At 28.1% G+C, this 18,776-nt stretch carries 19 protein-coding genes; 10 read left to right on the top strand and 9 right to left on the bottom strand.

What is annotated here, in order from left to right; all coding sequences use genetic code 11:
* Positions 1 to 4 precede the first annotated feature (4 nt).
* From HZY31_RS07645 to hisF, 3 genes are read left to right on the top strand one after another with little or no spacing between them, the layout of a single operon-like run.
* Complete coding sequence (locus tag HZY31_RS07645; protein WP_297318817.1) at positions 5 to 2,134, top strand: hypothetical protein; 2,130 nt, start codon at positions 5 to 7, stop codon at positions 2,132 to 2,134.
* A gap of 23 nt (positions 2,135 to 2,157) precedes the next feature.
* Positions 2,158 to 2,925 (top strand): MinD/ParA family ATP-binding protein, encoded by a 768-nt coding sequence (locus tag HZY31_RS07640; protein ID WP_297318816.1) that lies wholly within the window; start codon positions 2,158 to 2,160, stop codon positions 2,923 to 2,925.
* 25 nt (positions 2,926 to 2,950) lie between these two features.
* On the top strand, positions 2,951 to 3,769 hold the full coding sequence (gene hisF, locus HZY31_RS07635) for an imidazole glycerol phosphate synthase subunit HisF (protein ID WP_297318815.1): 819 nt from the start codon (positions 2,951 to 2,953) through the stop codon (positions 3,767 to 3,769).
* 4 nt (positions 3,770 to 3,773) lie between these two features.
* Here hisF and HZY31_RS07630 read toward each other — a convergent pair whose 3' ends face one another.
* The 4 genes from HZY31_RS07630 to HZY31_RS07615 all read right to left on the bottom strand — a co-directional run bounded on the left by HZY31_RS07630 (position 3,774) and on the right by HZY31_RS07615 (position 7,366).
* Entirely contained in the window at positions 3,774 to 4,553 is a 780-nt protein-coding gene (locus HZY31_RS07630; protein WP_297318814.1) for an ABC transporter ATP-binding protein, read from the bottom strand.
* Positions 4,554 to 4,564: 11 nt separating this feature from the next.
* Positions 4,565 to 5,341 carry an ABC transporter permease gene (locus HZY31_RS07625; protein ID WP_297318813.1) on the bottom strand — a complete coding sequence of 259 codons (777 nt, stop codon included), beginning with the start codon at positions 5,339 to 5,341 and terminating at the stop codon, positions 4,565 to 4,567.
* Between the two features lie 98 nt (positions 5,342 to 5,439).
* Positions 5,440 to 6,612, bottom strand: a complete 1,173-nt coding sequence (locus tag HZY31_RS07620) for an RNA ligase (RefSeq protein ID WP_297318812.1) — start codon at positions 6,610 to 6,612, stop codon at positions 5,440 to 5,442.
* 40 nt (positions 6,613 to 6,652) lie between these two features.
* On the bottom strand, positions 6,653 to 7,366 hold the full coding sequence (locus HZY31_RS07615) for a PHP domain-containing protein (RefSeq protein ID WP_297318811.1): 714 nt from the start codon (positions 7,364 to 7,366) through the stop codon (positions 6,653 to 6,655).
* Positions 7,367 to 7,478: 112 nt separating this feature from the next.
* On the opposite strand from HZY31_RS07615, the gene HZY31_RS07610 reads away from it, so the two are divergent.
* The 4 genes from HZY31_RS07610 to HZY31_RS07595 are packed head-to-tail and all read left to right on the top strand — an operon-like array spanning position 7,479 to position 11,439.
* A complete protein-coding gene (locus HZY31_RS07610) occupies positions 7,479 to 8,240 on the top strand; it encodes a TrmB family transcriptional regulator sugar-binding domain-containing protein (protein ID WP_297318810.1) in 762 nt (253 codons plus the stop codon).
* Between the two features lies 1 nt (position 8,241).
* Positions 8,242 to 9,306, top strand: coding sequence for an oligosaccharide repeat unit polymerase family protein (locus HZY31_RS07605; RefSeq protein ID WP_297318809.1), 1,065 nt, complete (start codon positions 8,242 to 8,244; stop codon positions 9,304 to 9,306).
* Positions 9,267 to 10,430, top strand: a complete 1,164-nt coding sequence (locus tag HZY31_RS07600; protein WP_297318808.1) for an oligosaccharide repeat unit polymerase — start codon at positions 9,267 to 9,269, stop codon at positions 10,428 to 10,430. The genes HZY31_RS07605 and HZY31_RS07600 overlap by 40 nt, the downstream gene beginning before the upstream one ends.
* The gene (locus HZY31_RS07595; RefSeq protein WP_297318807.1) at positions 10,393 to 11,439 is read left to right on the top strand and encodes an SPOUT family RNA methylase; all 1,047 of its coding nucleotides are present in this window, start codon (positions 10,393 to 10,395) and stop codon (positions 11,437 to 11,439) included. The genes HZY31_RS07600 and HZY31_RS07595 overlap by 38 nt, the downstream gene beginning before the upstream one ends.
* Before the next feature lie 411 nt (positions 11,440 to 11,850).
* Here HZY31_RS07595 and leuC read toward each other — a convergent pair whose 3' ends face one another.
* Together leuC and HZY31_RS07585 are read right to left on the bottom strand one after the other, a co-directional pair.
* Positions 11,851 to 13,128 (bottom strand): isopropylmalate/citramalate isomerase large subunit, encoded by a 1,278-nt coding sequence (leuC, locus tag HZY31_RS07590; RefSeq protein ID WP_297318806.1) that lies wholly within the window; start codon positions 13,126 to 13,128, stop codon positions 11,851 to 11,853.
* Between the two features lie 133 nt (positions 13,129 to 13,261).
* The gene (locus tag HZY31_RS07585; RefSeq protein WP_297318805.1) at positions 13,262 to 13,579 is read right to left on the bottom strand and encodes a CxxCxxCC domain-containing protein; all 318 of its coding nucleotides are present in this window, start codon (positions 13,577 to 13,579) and stop codon (positions 13,262 to 13,264) included.
* A 195-nt stretch (positions 13,580 to 13,774) separates the two neighbouring features.
* Between HZY31_RS07585 and HZY31_RS07580 the strand changes: the two genes are divergently transcribed.
* Positions 13,775 to 15,037 carry a tRNA (N(6)-L-threonylcarbamoyladenosine(37)-C(2))-methylthiotransferase gene (locus tag HZY31_RS07580; protein WP_297318804.1) on the top strand — a complete coding sequence of 421 codons (1,263 nt, stop codon included), beginning with the start codon at positions 13,775 to 13,777 and terminating at the stop codon, positions 15,035 to 15,037.
* On the opposite strand, the gene HZY31_RS07575 is transcribed toward HZY31_RS07580, so the two are convergent.
* Complete coding sequence (locus tag HZY31_RS07575) at positions 15,027 to 15,416, bottom strand: HIT family protein (RefSeq protein ID WP_297318803.1); 390 nt, start codon at positions 15,414 to 15,416, stop codon at positions 15,027 to 15,029. The two genes, HZY31_RS07580 and HZY31_RS07575, sit on opposite strands and share 11 nt — an antisense overlap.
* Before the next feature lie 68 nt (positions 15,417 to 15,484).
* Positions 15,485 to 16,807, bottom strand: coding sequence for a methyl-coenzyme M reductase glutamine C-methyltransferase (locus HZY31_RS07570; protein ID WP_297318802.1), 1,323 nt, complete (start codon positions 16,805 to 16,807; stop codon positions 15,485 to 15,487).
* A 137-nt stretch (positions 16,808 to 16,944) separates the two neighbouring features.
* Here HZY31_RS07570 and hdrC point away from each other — a divergent pair, with 137 nt between their 5' ends.
* The gene (gene hdrC, locus HZY31_RS07565) at positions 16,945 to 17,505 is read left to right on the top strand and encodes a CoB--CoM heterodisulfide reductase subunit C (RefSeq protein WP_297318801.1); all 561 of its coding nucleotides are present in this window, start codon (positions 16,945 to 16,947) and stop codon (positions 17,503 to 17,505) included.
* Between the two features lie 28 nt (positions 17,506 to 17,533).
* Entirely contained in the window at positions 17,534 to 18,421 is an 888-nt protein-coding gene (gene hdrB / locus HZY31_RS07560) for a CoB--CoM heterodisulfide reductase subunit B (RefSeq protein WP_297318800.1), read from the top strand.
* On the opposite strand, the gene HZY31_RS07555 is transcribed toward hdrB, so the two are convergent.
* Positions 18,398 to 18,776, bottom strand: a 379-nt coding sequence (locus HZY31_RS07555) for a hypothetical protein (RefSeq protein ID WP_297318799.1), incomplete at its 5' end; no start/stop codon positions are given. The genes hdrB and HZY31_RS07555 overlap by 24 nt on opposite strands.

The following is an 18,776-nucleotide window of genomic DNA, read 5'->3' as shown; positions in this document are numbered from 1 at the left end:
TAATATGAGAAAGTTGTTATTTATTTTATTAATTTTTTCAATACTTTCCTTTGTCTATCCTTCAGAGGTTGAATATAAGTATGCAAGTTCTATTCCTATAAATTTTGTTCCTTTATCAGAAATTAAAAGTGTTGAAGAACTTAAATATCTTTTAAATGACAATAATACATTAACTATATTTTGTTTAGATAACGATACAATTAATAAAGATATTCTGTATTATTTAGGAATAAAGAAATATATTCCATCAAAAATACCGGATTATGGTAATTATACCTATGTAGAAAATAATGGGATTTTTATAATCTATCCAAAAAAGTATAGTATCTATGAGAAAAATGGAGAATTGATATACTATCCTCCAAAAAAAGAAAATTATAGCAAATATGAATTTGTAAAACCCTATAAAGTAAAAGTTTCAAACATTTCAGAAATCCCTAACTATGATGGTTATGTTTTAATAAAAAATGCTACCTTTATCTTATATCCAAAAAAATACATTATTGAAGGAAATGATGGAGTAATCTACTATAATCCTCCAAAAGAACCAGAAGATGAATATAGATATGAATATACATATACTTATCCACAAAAGTGTATTCCAGATTATTATGGCTATGTATTCATTGACAACAACAGTAATTTTATAATCTATCCAAAAAAGTATGTTGTTACTACTAAAGATGGAGCAATTATATTTAATCCCCCAGTTGATGTTAAAGAAATTCCAATCTACAAAATTAACTATAAAAAAGTAGATAATGGAGTTTATGAACTTAAAAAAAATAAACTTCTCTTCCTATATCCCACAACATTAAATGATAAGAAAACCCTTGACATTATTGGAGAGTATATAGCAAATAATGGGGGAGTATTTGCATATATAAATAAAGTTCCTCCATACTATAAGCATATACTTGCCACAGGCGTTGCTATAGATAAAATAATTCCAGATGAAAATGGAGATTACGCCATAGATGTTGCTGGTAGGAAGATTAAAGTTGATGTGTTAGACGATGAGATTATTTACAAAAAATTAAATTATATAAATTCTTTAAGACTTTTAGGAATAAATGTAAGTTATATAGTAACAGGTAGTGAAGGAATAAAACTCGTTCAAAAATCAGATGTTAGTCAAGACGAATTAGAATATTTATATAATGATTATTGGTTTAAAAAAGTTTATACAAACTACACACACCTCTACTTTAATCCAGAAAAATTAAGTAGTTTTTTAAAAACCACTAAGAACTTTAAATTTGATATATTGGCTTTAAGTTACTATCCTTTAATTTATGTTGATAAAGCCCCAGAAACTTTCCAAAATGACCCAATTGGTGGTTATTATCCAAAAGTAATAAGTTATAAAGAAACAGAAGAATATGGTTATTGGGAAGAGGGTCCTAAAAGTGAAAACTATTACTATCATTTAGATTATGGTGAGCCATACTGGAATGGTAATGCTAAGGAAACATCTAATTGGTATTATGAAGGAAAACCTGTATCTCCTAAAAATGATAGTGAAATGTGGGAAAGATATAAATATTTTAATCACTGGTTTGTAAAAAATTACGCCTATGCTCTTGCAAGTGGTTGTGATGGTTTATTCTTAGAAAGTTCAGATAAATACTTGGTAGATGCAATTTTAGGGAAAGAAAATGAAGATATTGACTGGAAATTAGATGTAAAAGGTAAAGTAAAATACATAGTAATTCCTGGAAAAAAAGGATTTTATATAGAGAATGGTATTCCTATAATTAGAATTCCAACACCTCTAAAAGAGATTTATGGAGTAAATGTTGTTTCAACACTATATATACCTCCAAAAGAAGAAAACTTTGGAGTTTATATTGCAGATATTAGAAACTATAACACTAACTTACTTTTAAATCTAAAAGAAAACGAAACTGATATAGTTTCGTTTGAAGATTTAGCAAAATGGTTAAGTAAATATGTAAATAATGACATATATTATAATGGAACAGATTTAATAATTAAAGATAATAAAGGAATAAAAGTTACAATTTATAAGAAGAATTTCACAGTAAATGAAAGTTATAGTTTTGAAGAATTTGATAAAGAACATAATAAATATGTAATTGTAAATCCTCCAAAAGTTATTCCTTTAAATTAAATATTTTTAATTTTGGTGATAAAATGAAAGTAGGATTTTATAATATTCAAGGAGGAACAGGAAAAACCACAATTGCCGCTAATTTTGCTTACATTCTTAGTCAGTCAGTCAAAACTATACTAATAGATTGCGATTTATATGGAGGAACCTTATCCTTAATATTTGGTCTAGAAGATGTGGATCAAAACTTAAATACATATTTATCTGGAGACTCAACTATGGAAGATATTATTTATAACTATGAAGATTTAGCAATTATACCAACAGGAGTAACCTCTGATATTTTTGGATATAAAATAGATATAGAAAAATTTATTGAATTGGTTGAAGTTTTATCTGATGAGTATGATGTAATAGTTTATGATTTTCCACCAAACATTCCAGAGAGTAGTATTCTTTTGGCTTATGGTAGTGAGGAAAACTTAATTAATAAAGTAATTGTAGTAGGAGAAGATAGTATTCCAGCAATAGTAAATTCATTAAAAAGTATAGATCTGTTAAAAGATTTTGGAATTGGGCTGACTGGAATTATAGTAAATAAATATAGAGGACTTACAGATCTTAGCGAAATAGCAGATGATATTGTAGGGGTTTTATCATATGATCCTAATGTAGAAAGACAGTGGTCAGAGAGCAAACCAATAGTAAAAATTAAAACAAAATTTTCAAAAGAATTGAATAATCTTACTCATGATATTGCAAGTGTATACTTAGAAAAGGACTTGGCTTCATTAAGAGCTTTAAAGATAGCAAAAGCTCTATCTGGGCTTTCTGAGGACGAATTTAAATAATTACAAAAGATATAAAGGGAGAATAATGCTAACAAAAAGAATAATTCCATGTTTAGATATTAAGGATGGAAGAGTAGTTAAAGGAACAAAATTTTTGAATTTAAGAGATGCTGGGGATCCTGTTGAATTATCTCAATATTATGACAATGAAGGGGCTGATGAGTTAGTATTTTTAGACATTACTGCATCAGCAGAGAAGAGAGATATAATTATCGATGTTGTAGAGAGAACAGCGGAAAAAGTATTTATTCCCTTAACTGTTGGTGGTGGAATTAAATCAATTGAAGATTTTAGAAAAATTTTAAGGGCTGGGGCAGATAAAGTTTCAATAAACACAGCGGCTGTAAAAAATCCTAATTTAATTAAAGAAGCGAGTGAAATATTTGGCTCTCAGTGTGTAGTTGTAGCAATTGATGCTAAAAGGCATTATGTCAATGAAGATGAAATAAATTCTATTGATAAAAATGTAGTTAAAGTTGAAGATGGTTACTGCTGGTTTGAAGTTTATATATATGGAGGTAAGAAAGAGACAGGAATAGATGCAATTGAGTGGGCTAAAAAAGTTGAAAAATTAGGGGCAGGAGAAATACTATTGACGAGTATTGACAAGGATGGAACAAAAAGTGGCTATGATTTAATATTAACGAGAGAAATATCTAAAAGCGTTAAAATTCCAGTGATTGCCTCAGGAGGAGCAGGAAAACCAGAACATGTTTATGAGGCCTTTATTTATGGAAAGGCAGATGCCGCACTAATGGCTGGGATATTACACTATAAAGAATATACAATAGAAGAAATAAAAAAATATTGTATAGATCGAGGAATACCAATAAGAACCTTATAATTTTTTAAATATTTTTAAGTTTTAATGCTTTTAAAACTTCGTCTTTTAATATCTCTAAGATCTTTTTTCTATATTCGAGGAATTCAATACTTGTTCTATCTCTTGGTCTTTCTAATTCAATTTTAATTATTTCTTTTATTCTTCCCGGTCTTGCTGTTAAAACTACTACTCTATCTGAAAGATACACTGCTTCATCTATACTATGTGTTACAAAAAATACAGTTTTTTTCTGTTTTTGCCATATTTTTAATAACTCATTTTGCAAAATATTTCTTGTTTGTGCATCTAATGCTGTAAAAGGTTCGTCCATTAAGACGATCTCTGGATCGTTAGCCAAAGTTCTCGCAATTGCTACTCTCTGTTGCATTCCACCACTCAGTTGATATGGATATGCGTTTTCAAAACCTTCCAATCCTACAAGTTTTATATATTTTTTAGCAATTTCTATTCTTTCTTTCTTTGGAATACCTTTTAACTCTAAACCAAATGTGACATTTTTTAAAACAGTCCTCCAAGGCATTAATGTATATTGCTGAAATACAACCCCTCTATCAGCTCCTGGTCCCTTTACTTCTTTTCCATCTAATAGAACTCTACCCTCTGTGGGATATTCTAATCCTGCAATAATCCTTAATAAAGTGGTTTTTCCACAACCACTTGGACCTACAACCGTTAGAAATTCATTTTCATAAACCTCTAAGTTAATATTTTCCAATGCTTTAACATAATTTCCATTAAATTCATAAATTTTTGATAAATTCTCAACTTTTAATTTTACTTTCATTTTATCACTTTTTATTTTAACATTTTTCTCCAAACAAAGTATTTATCCTCTATGTATCTTAATCCTCTATCTAATGTAAGCCCTATTAAACCTATAATTATCATACAGGCAATAACTACATCCATTCTACTTAAAGAATAGGCATACATAATTAGATAACCTAAACCTGAATTACTTGAAGGTAGCATCTCTGCGGCAACGACACACATCCAAGCAATTCCAGCCCCTACTCTAAGACCTGTTAAAATACTAGGTGAAGATGCAGGAATAACAACTTTTATTAAAATATCCTTTTCTTTAGCCCCTAAGGTTAAAGCCGCCTCAATCAACGGTTTAGGGACACTTTTTACCCCAGATATAGTATTTATAAGTATTGGGAAAAATGCTCCTATAAGAATAATAAATATCATCGACATCTCTCCAAGACCAAACCAAGCCAATGATAAAGGAACCCATGCCAATGGAGGAATAGGCCTTAACATTTCAATTATTGTATCTAATAAATTATTAACTAATGTAAAATAACCCATAAGTATTCCTAAAGGAACGGCTACAATTGATGCCAATATAAATCCACTAAGAACTCTCTTTATACTAACAATCGTATTATCTACTAAACTTCCAGTGCCTAAAATTCCATTAAAAGGGTGAATTAAAACATTGATAACATCTTCAACTCTTGGCAATATAACAGGATTATTTATATATATAGCCAAAATTTCCCACAATATAATGGCACAAATTGGAGAAACAATTTTTAATAAAAAATTCTTTAAACTTAACTTCACAAATATCCCCTTTTTATTTTATCTCAAATGAGATTTATTAAATATAAATAAAACTTTAAATTAAGGTATTTAAAGTTTTTTATTTTTTATAAATGATATCATTCCCAGAGGGTTCCATTTAAATAACTAATAATTTTATCATTAGTTTTATTGTATATCTTACCAAGTAATACTTTAATTTTTAAACCTTCATTAGTATTTATTTTTTTAACATTTTTTATTTTTATAACCATCTTCATCTTTCTCATAAAATCTAAAAATTCTTCTAAATCTTCTTCATTATCAAATATAACTTCAAAATCCTCTGAAACTCTTTCTCCTCTTGCTACTTTCTCAATAGTTTCAGTCATCGGTAGTAAAATATATTCTCCTAAATTTTTAGCTCTTTGTTTTCTCTCTTCAATAGATTCTTTAAATTCAAAACTCATAAAACCTTCTCTTACAATTCTGCTAAATATAAAATCAACTCCCAAGTCAAAGAAAAATGTAAATGCCGACTTTAAATCTTCACATTGCGTATAGTGAGTTGTATATTTTAAAGGTGGAACATCCATATCTGGATCTTTTAAAACTACCCCTTCTCTCCTTTTTTCTTCTAACTCTTTAATTATCTCTTTTATATAAATATGAGCCTCTTCTTTATTTACTATTTTAATTGGCTTAACATAGGGTAGATTATATTTCTCACAAAGTTCTATTCTATCTCTTATTGGGAGGGATTTATTAGTTTCTCTCTCTTTTATGTCAAAAATGTAAAATCCTAAATTTTCATAACCTCTATCAACTTCTTCGTAATAATATGGAGTGTATGGATTGTTCAATCCAATCATCTCTCCACATAGCATATAGTTGGGATAATCATCTAAAATCTCTAAATTTAATAACTTTTTAGCCTTTTTTGTTGTAAATGGACAGATGTATCCACTTCTCGTTAAAGCATAAGTTTCATTGTCTATTTTCACAATTCTTGTATTATATCCGTTTAATTTTTCCTCAATAACCACTTTATCTATAAAATGCTTTTTTATCGTAGGATAAAGAGTTAAAGCTCTATAAGTTTTAGGATAACCTCTAACTATATCAAGATTCTCGTTTAAGAATATTACAGTTCCTTTTTCAATGTGTATAAAGTTCTTTTTAAATAATAGTGTTCTTGTATCTCTATATTCTCCTTCTCTTAAAATTTTCTTTTTAAATGCTTTATTTATATCCTTTAAAGATAATCCAAGTTTTTCAGATATTTTTTTTAAGTCGTATGTTAAAACTTGCATAACTATCAACTCCCTATTCTATTTCTAAATATTCATATGGTTATATATTTAAACGCCTTCTAATCTTTTTTAGAATTTTGCTATACAATGTAATATTATATTTACTACCCAACTTTCCAAAATAATACTTAGTTTTCCAAGGATTTACATATAAATTAAAGTTAGATTTTAAAAGGTTTTTAGTTTTTTTATTTAATAAATTTAGAAATTCTTTTGGTGAAATATTACTTATATCCTCTATATTTATCTCATCAAATATCGTGTATGCGTTGCCAACTTCCCAAATAAAATGAGCATCACTTCCAAAACCTATTGAAAACTTATGTTTTTTAGCAAATTCTAACGCCTTTATGTTTGGCTCTAAACTACGGCATCTACTGTTAAAAACCTCAACAATGTCAATATATTTTAAGAATTCCTTTTCTTCTAAAACATTAAATTTAACTAAACTTCTTTTTCTATAAATATCAAATGGATGTGGAATATATATTAATCCTCCCTGCTCTCTAACTCTATCTAATGCCTCATATAAATCTAAATTTGGAGGAATTTCTTCATTTAGAAATAATCCTATAAATTCCCCTCTATTTGTAGCAATTTCTTCCCCAGAAATAGAAAAATTTAGTTTAGTTAATTTATTGTGATCACAAATTGCTGGAAGAATATTTTTCTTTATACACACTTTTTGTAGTAATCTTTTAGGATTTAAAGAGCATTTACTTTCTATACTGTGAATGTGCAAATCTACTTTCATTTAAACCACTTTAATTATTGTTTAAGTAAATAAGAATGGTTATTTATAGTATAGTTATTATATATTAGCAAAATATTTACATTTAATTTTTTAATAATATGTGGTGAATTTTATGAAAAAGTTGGGAATATTAGAAATTGTAGTAATCTTATCAATATTAATAACAGCAGGATCTTTGGCGTATAAGTATTTTACTTTAAGTAATGAAAATAATAAATATGTGTTTGATGGTAGTCAGATGTATAAATGTGCGTGGGTTTGTGAAAACATTTTGAATAAAAATATTCCTTTGTATGCTAAGGTTATAGGAAAATGGAGATATGGAAAACCATTTAATGGAACGGTTGAAATTTATAAAGCATCTGGTGGAACATTATATGCTATCTACCAAAATACAACAATAACTATTGGAGGTATTAATGCATATAAAGAGGATATTTCTGCAAGGAAGATAATATTAAAGCCATTGGGTAATGCTGTAATTATTTATAAGGTTAATCATACAAATGGAAAATCGTTCAAAGATATTGCCAACTATATTCAAAAACAGATAAACAATAATTTTAAAGATTTGAATATAACATATGTTTATATAAATGGTATGTTTGGAGCAGACACTAAGGAATATACACCAACTGAGATAGTAAATATAAGAAATAAACTATATGTTGATATATGTAAAGGATTGTATATAAATTTTTTAGATAATGGAGTTATATTAAGTGGAAAGATTAGTTTAAAAACCCTAAAAAATCTTGATAAGATTATTAACACTTCAAATGTCTCTACTTCCAACTTAGTAGTTTATATTGTAATAAATAGCTCAAACATCAACAACATTAGTAATAAATATCCAGTAATTACTTTGGGATAATATGATAGAATTAAACCATTTATTTTTAATATTATGTTGTATTTATCTAATTTTTTCAGATATTTCTTTATATTCATCCTTAGTGTTTTTATTCTCTGCGATATTTTTTTATATATCCTTTTTAGTTGGCAAAAGATTATATTTTAGGATATTTAATGAGAATAATATAAATGAAGAAATAAATAATTTTAACAAAAAAAATAAATCTATTTGGCTTTATATAGGATTGTTATTTGTGTTTATTGGTTTAATATCGATTTTGGCTGACATAATTTGGATTAACGACATTCCTCTTTTTAATCCAATAGTTAGATACCATTTAAATGTTTATTTCACAACCTTATCTCACTTAATATTTATTGGTTGGGCTTTGATTTTATCATACTATAATATAGAAAAAAAGAGAGTAAAAAAAGTTATACTTTATACTTTAATTTTGTCAATTCCTATTGCTTTGTTAGGTTATAGAACAAATGTTTTAGTCCTACTCTTATCAACGATTGCTGTCTTATACTACAAAAATTTAATAGAAACCAAGGATATTATAAAATACTTTGGAATTATATTCGTTTTATTGGTAATAATGTCTATTTTAAGGATGTATTTCCTTGGTGCTGGAGGAAATCCAATACTCTCAAGAATTGAATTAACTATGTCAGTTTATGATATATTATTTAATCATTTTAATGGAGTTTTAGATGGATATTTACACTATGCGGCAATATTTTCATATTTTGGGTTATGTAATGGTCCAAGGACTGTTATAGCCAATATATTAGGAATTTATGGAGTGAGTATAACTCCAACTATTGTTGGTAGTGTAGTAGCAGATTTTGGAACATTATCTATTATTCCTTACTTTGGTTTTTTAGGGATATATTTAGGATATTTATATATGTTGGCAAAGCATAAAGGAGGAGTTTATTTAGGTATTTATGGAGTAGTCTTTGCATATACATTGATAGCAGTTGAGAGTGGAATCTTAGATTTAGATGTTATAATCTATTATGTTTTTGGTGTATTACTATGCATTTATGCAACATTAAAAAGATTCTTAAAGAGATAGATTTATTTCATCCAGTTTTTATAGTAGTTTTTGGGCATTTGGCAATAATTTTATTGGCATTACCATATTTAAATAAAATAGGAATTTACAACTTTTTAAAAATCTTATTAGTTGTTGGGATTTTTTTAATATCCTTTTCTTTGCCATTTTTTGTAGATATAAAATTGGAAATAAATAAAAATATTATTAAAAATTTATCTTTATTGTCTTTTTTGATATTGACAGGTTATGGTTCTTTTGCTATAACTCACTCAATACTATTTACATTTATTTATTTAATTATTATAATCTTAATAGTTAAGTTATTTGTAAAATATCAAAATAGCAAGTTTTTTAATAATTTAGTATTCTTAGGAGGGGTTTTATCTTTTATTTTAATTGTTTTAAAGTATAAAGGGATTCCATTACTAAATTATAATATAAGGATGGCTATAAACTCTGAGCCATTGAGATTAATATCAACTGGCTTATTAATATATTCGGGCATTGAAAATATTTTTTATTTTGCAGTAGGTTTTGTTTTATTAACTCTCTTAGGATATAAAGCTGGAATTTTAATGCTCACTGTTTCATATATAATTTACAAATACAAAAATAAAATAAATTTAAAACATCTTATTTTGATATTTTTAGGGCTATTTTTAATCTTAAATATCGTTGGCTTTATAGTACTTTTAAATTCAAATCAACATTGGAAAATAGGTTTTTTAAATTTACTATGTTATAGGGCATACTTTGATTTGACTGTATTTAATAAAATTTTGGATATTAGTTCATTGTTTGGTTTAGGATATAATATAATATTAACTCCTAACGGAGAGAGCTATATAGGACAAATACTTTTTGGTTATAAGCATAATATAACAACATTAATGTTTGGTAGTGTATTCTTAGACTTTGGAATATTTAGTTTTTTATTTGCTATATTTTTAGGTTATGTTTCAAAGTATATATATAATGGAGATAAAAAACTCTATGCCATTTATGCCTCGATACTATTAACTTACTGTGAAGTAGGAATTAACTATGGCTTTTTGATTGTTTTACTTTTCTTAATATATTTAAATTCATTAGAGGTGGATTTTGATGGTAAAGTATATAATAAAAACTCAGAGAGGCTTTGAAAATATTGTTGTAAATAGATTAAAAGATTATGTTGAAAACTTTAACTATATTGTGTCACCAGATGGTTATCATGGAGTTGTAATAATTGAAAGTGAGGAAGATATTGAAGATAAAATTTTACAAATTCCAGAAGTTGAGAGATGTTTAAAGGTTTATTTTGAAACTGAGGCAGAATTTGAAAAAATAGTCAATATGGCTGAAAAAATTAAAGATTATATACAAGAAGGAGAAACATTTGCAGTAGAGACCAAAAAAAGAGGAAAACACGATTTTAATTCAATTGATGTAAATATTGTCTTGGGAGCTAAGATTAAAGATTTAACTAATGCAAGTGTTGATTTAGAGAGACCTGATAAAGTTATTCATGTTGAGATCTTTAAAGATAAGGCATACATCTGTATAACTAATAAAGATAGATATAAAAAATACACAAAAGATAAAAGAAATGCAAGAGAATTATTTAAAAAAGTGGTTATTGTCCAAATGCCTTATTTAGGAGAAAAAATTGTTTGTAAAAGGTTTGGAGAGGCAATAGGTAGAGCCGCTCAAGGATTTGAGGTTAAGGAATTAATTATATCTCCAAAAGAGAAAGTAGATGCCTACGAGTTAATGGAATTCATAAAAGGGGTTAAAATTGGGCAACATTCAAGATATGAGATTCAAAAGAGAGCATATCCATTTGAAATTTCTTTAGTTCCTGTAACTGTTCAGGATCTATATCAAGTTATTAGAGATAAGAGGAGAAATAATAGATTAATAATAATAACTGATCCAAAAGGAGAAGAAATTTCAAAAATAAAAGATAAATTATCCTATGATTTAAGAAAAAAGAAGGAAATAGTAGTATTCTGTGGTTCAAGGGAGGGAATACCAATAGGATTGTTTAGATTTGCTGATTATGTAATTGACTTAGCCCCTCATATGACATTTGCTACAGAACATGCCATTCCATCTGCATTAATAGCTTTATGGAGTATATATAGTGGTGAAAAGAGTTCAGACGAATAAGTAATTTTTAAATTTTATAATAAAAAATGCACTGCACCCACTATGGGGTGCAGTTAAAATATACACCCTACCTACTTTGAGGTAGGGTTAGAAACAGTTTCTTAATTTCTGTATATTATTAATTAACCGATGAGAGGGCTCTGCCTTCGAGATTAATATAATTTTTAATTTTGATAAAAAGGTTTATGGGGCTGTTTCCGTTCAGCCCAAAGTCCAATGAACTCACAAGGGAGAGATTGGTAATCTCGATGAATCTGTGAGTTGAAGACAACTCATTTCCAATGCTATCGGATTTTATATAAATTAAGTTGTTAAATACTATGCTATGAAAATGGGAAACGGTTAGAATGATTTTTTATTATTTTATTTACTCTTATGTATATTTTAACTGTTATTTAATATTTTTGGTCTTTATTCTAAATCCCTTGGATCTATTAATTCTCCTTTAACAGCACAAGCAGCAGCAGTTATTGGTGATGCTAAATAAATCTCTGCCTCTAAGGAACCTTGTCTTCCTTTAAAGTTTCTATTTGATGTTGAAACACAAACCTCTCCTGGTCCTAAAACTCCATACAATGAACCCATACATGCAGAGCAAGATGGATTTGTAACTACACAACCATACTTTAAGAATTTCTCAATTATTCCCTCTTTTAAAGCTTTTAAATACTCTTCTCTTGATGCAGGGGTAACTATAACTCTAACATCATCTGCTATTCCTCCATGCTTATCAATAATTTCAATAGCCATCTTTAAATCTTCTAATCTTCCGTTTGTACATGAGCCAATAAATACTTGATCTATTGGCTTTCCTGCAACTTCTCTTGCTGGTTTAACATTATCTACATTGTGTGGACAAGCAAAAACGGGCTCTATCTTGTCAGCCTCAATTTCATAAACTTCGGCAAATTCTGCATCTTCATCCCCCTTTACAATTTCAAATGGTCTATCAGTTCCATGTTTTTTCATAGCCTCTTTTACATATTGAATAGTTTTTCCATCTGGCTCAATAATTCCAGTTTTTCCACCCATTTCAATAGCCATGTTAGTCATGGTCATTCTTGAAGCAATACTCATCTTCTTTACAGTTTCTCCTCCAAATTGGCATGCCTTATATGTAGCTCCATCAACTCCAACTTCTCCTATAATTGATAAAATAACATCTTTTGAAGTAACATAAGGTTGTAAATCTCCTGTAATGTTGAAGTAAATTGTTTCAGGAACTTTAAACCATAATTTACCAGTAGCAAACACATGAGCCATGTCAGTTGAACCTATTCCTGTGGCAAAAGCTCCAAAAGCTCCATGTGTGCATGTATGACTATCAGCACCAACAACAACTTCTCCAGGGGCTATATGCCCTTTTTCAGGTAACACTTGGTGGCAAACACCTTCTCTTATATCATAGAAATACTTAATACCTTGTTCTTTAACAAATTTTCTCATTAATATGTGGTTTTCAGCGGCTTTTATACTATCAGCAGGAACTTGGTGGTCAAAAAGAATAACTATTTTTTCTGGATTCCAAACTTTCTCAATTCCATACTCTTTTAATGTATTGACTGTTAAAGGTCCTGTAATATCATGAACCATTGCCACATCAATGTTTGCCATTACAATATCTCCTGGATTAACCTCTTTCTTTCCAGAAGCTTTTGCTAAAATTTTCTCGACAATTGTCATTCCCATACTATCACCTTGTTATCTTAATGTTGGTAATACTATCATAATCTAAGTTTATATATAAAAAGGTTATAATCAATAATATTAGTGATATCTCGTTGAAAAATTAAAATAAAATTTTAGTTTAAATTATTCTTTTTTATTTTTCTCTAAGTAATTTATAGAACCAAGGTTCTTCATAATTTTTTAAATCTTTAACATAAGGACAATCTTTTGGGAAAACACCTGCCATAATACCTTCCATAACTGTTAAACATCCATGTTCAAATCTATTATTATATACTTTGCATAATTTTGTTTTTTTATCTAAATGTGGGCAGTAGATAACTTCTAAACCTTTTTCTGTTTTATATGCGTGTAATATGCAACATCTTCCACATCTTTCACATAATTCATCTGGAAAAATTTCTTCACTTATCTTTATGACTTTATCTTTTTTGAATCTTAATGTTTTCATAATATCTCTCCATAAATATAAAGTAAATATAAAGAAAGTTTTAAAAGATTATAAATAAATAATATATAAATTTTATGCAAAAATTATTTTTAATTCCTCGATGATGAGTAATAAAAGCTGAATTAATATGATGAACCCTTTCGGGGTATCTGAGAGGAATTAATTTTTATTTAATTCATTAAGACAGTGATGAATATGGTAGAAAATTATAAAGTTTATGTGGAAGGATATGGATGTGTATTAAACACTGCTGACACTGAAATTATAAAAAATTCTTTAAGAGAGTGTGGCTTTATAGTAGTTGATAATTTAGAGGAAGCGGATATTGTAATAATAAACACATGCGTTGTTAGATTAGAAACTGAAAATAGAATGATTTACAGAATAAATGAGATTAAAAATTTAGGAAAAGAGGTAGTGGTTGCTGGATGCTTACCAAAGGCTTTAAAAAATAAGGTTAAGGGATTTTTACACATATATCCAAGAGAAGCACATAAAGCAGGAGAAATTTTAAAATATTATTTAAAATATAAAAAAAGAGAAAAATATATTGAGGAGGAGATTAATAAAACATTATACAAAAAATTAGATTATATAAAACCCTCTTTAATCACTCCACTACCAATATGTGAAGGATGTATAGGAAATTGCTCTTATTGTATTGTAAAAATAGCAAGAGGTAATTTAATATCATACCCAAGAGAGAAAATCGTTAAAAAAGCAGAAGTATTAATAAAAAGTGGAGTCAAGTGTTTATTTATTACTGCCCAAGATACTGCATGCTATGGGTTAGACATTGGAGATAACTTAGTTAATTTATTAAATGACTTAACCCAAATAGAAGGAGAATTTATAATGAGAGTAGGAATGATGCACGCTAAAAATGTTCAGCCAATTTTAGATGAACTAATAGAGGTTTATCAAAATGAAAAAGTTGGAAAATTTTTACATCTACCCCTTCAAAGTGGAGATGATGAAATTTTAAAGAAAATGAAGAGAGGTTATACGGTAGATGAATTTAAAGAAATTGTCAATGAATTTAAAAGGAAAGTTAAAAATCTCTGCTTTACAACCGATGTTATAGTTGGATTTCCCGGGGAGACAGAGGAGCAATTTCAAAACACATTAGAAGTTTTAAAAGAGTTAAAGCCAGATTATATTCATGGAGCAAAGTATTCGCAAAGAAGAGGAACAGAAGCGGCAAAAATGAAGCAAGTTGATACAAAGATTAGAAAAAGGAGAAGTGAAATATTAGATAAGTTAAGGAGAGAATTAAGTTATTTGAACAATAAAAAATACATTGGAAAAACATTAAAGACATTAGTTTTAGAGAACGGTAAAGGATACACTGAAAACTTTAAAGTAGTTAAGTTTGAAGGTGGAGAAATTGGAGAGTTTGTAAAAGTAAAAATAACTGACGCTAAAACTTTTGGATTGAAAGGGGAAATTATTCCTTAATTTCTTTTAAAACTTCATCTAAATCAATTTTTTTAACTTCTCCAAATTTAACAACTTCTCCATCTCCTTCATATCTTGGTATTATGTGAAAATGAACATGATTAACTTCCTGTCCAGCCACTTTACCATTGTTATTTACTATATTGTATCCGTTAAAACCTAATTTTTTCAAAATATTTACAGTTTTTTTTACGCCTTTTATAAAATTACATAATTCCTCATCTGGCATCTCGTCAAATCTCTCATAGTGCTTTTTTGGAACAACTAATGTGTGCCCTTTATTTCTTGGATTAATATCTAAAAATGCCAAAACATTTTCATCTTCATAAACAATCTTTGCTGGAATTTCTCTATTTACTATTTTACAGAATATGCACATTATTTCACCTTTTTTAATTTCTTAATTATTTTATTTCTTAATATTTTTAATTTAATTTATTTTGTTATTTATTTTTGGAGTAATATGTCCCTATACTTAAATAATAGTTCAGTTATATCTCTTATATCTTTTCCCTGCATCTTTGCCTCATTTAAATATATATTATAGAGTTGTGGAGTTAAAGGTTTTGGATTAGATTTCCACATTTCAGAATGTATTAATAAATCAAAACACCTTGCCTCTGCCTCACTTAATCCAAGTTTTTTATAAATTCCTTCATGTGGCTTATATAATAAATTTTCTTCTTTTGGAATTGATAAAACTAAATCACATAGTTCTGTTGTAGGAATTGGCTCTGCAATAGATACAAAAACATCATCAAGTTCAGCATCTACAATTAAATCTTTGGTTAATAAATAATCTTTCTCTGTCTCTGTTGGATAACCTACTATAAAACTTCCTCCTACCTTAACATTACAATCCTTTGCCAACTTTATAGCATCTAATACTTTTTCTCTATTAATTCCTTTTTTCATATCTCTTAATACTTTATCACTTCCACTTTCTATTCCATAAAACACCCATCCAATAGTATAATTTTTTATAGCCTCTAAGATGTCTTCATCAACATAATCTACTCTCATATCTGGAACTGATAAATTGTTTCTCCCAACAATTTCTGAAATTTTTTCTAACAACTCAAAGAACTTATTTTTATTTACTGACTTTTTAAATGCATACAAACTTCCAGTTCCTCCACTTATCGCTATTCTCTTAGCTCCAGCCTTTTTAAAAGCTTTAACTTCTTCAACAACATCTTCAACTTCTCTACTTCTAATTTTCTTTCCAAAAAATTTTGGAACTTGACAAAAAGTGCAATTTCCCAAACAACCCCTATGAGTTTCTATATAAACATTAGCCCCTCTAATCCACTGCTGTCCAATGTCTTTTGGTATTAAAGGAATTGGATGATTTAAATCTGGTCTTTCTTTTGGATAATTTACTACAATTTCATCTCCATTTTTGTATGCTAAACCTTCCTCATCTCCTTCTATAATTTTTGGAGTAGTTATTTCACCTTCTCCAACTATAACTCCATCTACATTTAGTTCATTTAATATAATCTCTGGATATGCTGAAACACATCCAGCAATGTATATTTTAATTTTATTCTTTTTAGATTTTTTTAAATTTTCAATAGTTTCTCTAATTTTTTTATCTAATATGTGCAAAGTAGAATATAAACTAAATATAACTACATCTGACTTTAAAAGTAGTGTTTTATCCATTTTTCTAATTAAATAAACTTTATGCCCTTTATCTTTTAAAATCCTTCCAACAATCATAGAACCATAAGTATATACTTCTGGACAGTAAATCGTAATTCTCATGTAATCCCCTGTATATTAATTGTTTTATAATTGCAAATACTCTAATGATACTATTTTACAGTTGTCAAACACTAATATTTAAAGTCTCTACATATAAATAATGTCTAAATTATTAGATATAATGTGAGGTGATAAGAATGGCTGTAATAAATATGAACAATGTTAATAAAAATTTTATAAATGAAGTTGTAGAGGAAGGAAAGTTGATTTTAGGTGAAGATGTTGTAAAATCAATTAAAGCATGCTATCAGTGTGGAACTTGCACAGGAAGTTGTCCAAGCGGAAGAAGAACAGCATATAGAACAAGAAAAGTTTTAAGAAAAGTTCTTTTAGGTTTAGATGATGTATTGGATTCAGACGATATTTGGTATTGCACAACATGCTATACTTGTTATGAGAGATGTCCAAGAGATGTAAAAATTACTGAGATTATAAAAACATTGAGAAACATTGCAACTAAGAAAGGAAATATGGCATTAGCTCATAGAAAAACAGCATCTTATGTTTTGAGATTTGGACATGCAGTTCCAGCAAATAAGCAAGTTGTTGAATTAAGAAAAAAGTTAGGGTTACCTCCAAAATCTCCAACAGCTCAATTTTCTGAAAAAGATTTAGAAGAAGTTAGAACATTAGTTAAAGAATTAAAATTTGATGAATTAATAAGATTTGATTGGGAAAAAATGGACTTAAAAGAATAAAACAATTAATATTATGATGGTGATAACAATGAAATATGCATTTTTCTTAGGTTGTATAATGCCACATAGATATCCAGGAATTGAATTGGCTACAAAAAAAGTTATGAGAGAGTTAGGAGTTGAATTAGAATACATGCCAGGAGCATCTTGCTGTCCTGCTCCAGGAGTCTTTGGATCTTTCGATTTAAAGACATGGCTTACAATTGCTGCAAGAAACTTATGTATTGCTGAGGAGATGGGTTTAGATATAATAACTGTATGTAACGGATGTTATGGTTCCTTATTTGAAGCGGCGCATATATTACATGAGAATAAAGAAGCATTAGACTTTGTTAATGAGAAGTTAGATAAAATTGGTAAGCAGTATAAAGGTACTGTTAAAGTTTATCACTTTGCAGAATTAATTTATAAGGAGATAGGAACTGAAAAAATAAAAGAAAAAGTTGTAAGACCATTAAATAACTTAAATGTTGCTATACACTATGGATGTCACCTTTTAAAGCCATGTGATGTTAAGCGCCTTGACAGCCCAGAAAGACCAAAACTGTTAGAAGAAATAGTTTCAGCAACAGGAGCTAAGCCAGTTATGTATAGAGATTACTTAATGTGTTGTGGAGCAGGAGGTGGGGTTAGGGCAAGATTTTTAAAAACAGCATTAGATATGACAAGAGAAAAAATAAGAAACATGTTAGATGCAAATGCTGACTGTACTGTCAATGTCTGTCCATTCTGTCATTTACAGTTTGATAGAGGACAATTAGAAATTAAAGAAAAGTTTGGTGAAGAATACAAACTTCCTGTTTTACATCTAAGTCAGTTGTTAGGTTTAGCATTTGGAATGAAACCTGAAGAGTTAGCAGTTAGTGTTCACGCTATTCCAGTAGATCCAGTTTTAAAGAAATTGGGCATTGAATAAATACAACTCTCCTTTAAAATAAACTCCAAACATTCGTGCTATTACAATAAGAAGATAAAAAACAATGAAAGATTTTAAAAACATTAAATAAATAGCAACTTTTAAAATAAAAAATAAGTAAATCAAAGATATTCCAACAATTAAAACATATTTAGGAGAAACTAAAACTTTAACTAAGTTTTTAATTCTTATTTTTTTGTTATATAATTTAAAAACAATTAGCGGTAAGAAATAATAAAAAATTGCTAAGATTATAAATAACCTAACATCATAATTTTGGATATACAAGGGTGTTTCAGTAGAAATTGGATATGGAAATAACAGACAGACAAATATAAGTAGTATTAAAGATAAT

The sequence above is a fragment of the Methanocaldococcus sp. genome, from assembly GCF_024490875.1.
Taxonomy (GTDB): Archaea; AGJL01; Methanococci; order Methanococcales; family Methanocaldococcaceae; genus Methanocaldococcus.
This window is presented reverse-complemented; position numbering and strand designations above follow the sequence as displayed.

Coding starts and splice junctions, on each gene's coding strand:
- HZY31_RS07645 (WP_297318817.1), top strand. CDS start 5: ATGAGAAAGTTGTTATTTATTTTATTAATTTTTTCAATACTTTCCTTT.
- HZY31_RS07640 (WP_297318816.1), top strand. CDS start 2,158: ATGAAAGTAGGATTTTATAATATTCAAGGAGGAACAGGAAAAACCACA.
- hisF (WP_297318815.1), top strand. CDS start 2,951: ATGCTAACAAAAAGAATAATTCCATGTTTAGATATTAAGGATGGAAGA.
- HZY31_RS07630 (WP_297318814.1), bottom strand. CDS start 4,553: ATGAAAGTAAAATTAAAAGTTGAGAATTTATCAAAAATTTATGAATTT.
- HZY31_RS07620 (WP_297318812.1), bottom strand. CDS start 6,612: ATGCAAGTTTTAACATACGACTTAAAAAAAATATCTGAAAAACTTGGA.
- HZY31_RS07615 (WP_297318811.1), bottom strand. CDS start 7,366: ATGAAAGTAGATTTGCACATTCACAGTATAGAAAGTAAATGCTCTTTA.
- HZY31_RS07610 (WP_297318810.1), top strand. CDS start 7,479: ATGAAAAAGTTGGGAATATTAGAAATTGTAGTAATCTTATCAATATTA.
- HZY31_RS07605 (WP_297318809.1), top strand. CDS start 8,242: ATGATAGAATTAAACCATTTATTTTTAATATTATGTTGTATTTATCTA.
- HZY31_RS07600 (WP_297318808.1), top strand. CDS start 9,267: ATGCATTTATGCAACATTAAAAAGATTCTTAAAGAGATAGATTTATTT.
- HZY31_RS07595 (WP_297318807.1), top strand. CDS start 10,393: ATGGTAAAGTATATAATAAAAACTCAGAGAGGCTTTGAAAATATTGTT.
- leuC (WP_297318806.1), bottom strand. CDS start 13,128: ATGGGAATGACAATTGTCGAGAAAATTTTAGCAAAAGCTTCTGGAAAG.
- HZY31_RS07585 (WP_297318805.1), bottom strand. CDS start 13,579: ATGAAAACATTAAGATTCAAAAAAGATAAAGTCATAAAGATAAGTGAA.
- HZY31_RS07580 (WP_297318804.1), top strand. CDS start 13,775: ATGGTAGAAAATTATAAAGTTTATGTGGAAGGATATGGATGTGTATTA.
- HZY31_RS07575 (WP_297318803.1), bottom strand. CDS start 15,416: ATGTGCATATTCTGTAAAATAGTAAATAGAGAAATTCCAGCAAAGATT.
- HZY31_RS07570 (WP_297318802.1), bottom strand. CDS start 16,807: ATGAGAATTACGATTTACTGTCCAGAAGTATATACTTATGGTTCTATG.
- hdrC (WP_297318801.1), top strand. CDS start 16,945: ATGGCTGTAATAAATATGAACAATGTTAATAAAAATTTTATAAATGAA.
- hdrB (WP_297318800.1), top strand. CDS start 17,534: ATGAAATATGCATTTTTCTTAGGTTGTATAATGCCACATAGATATCCA.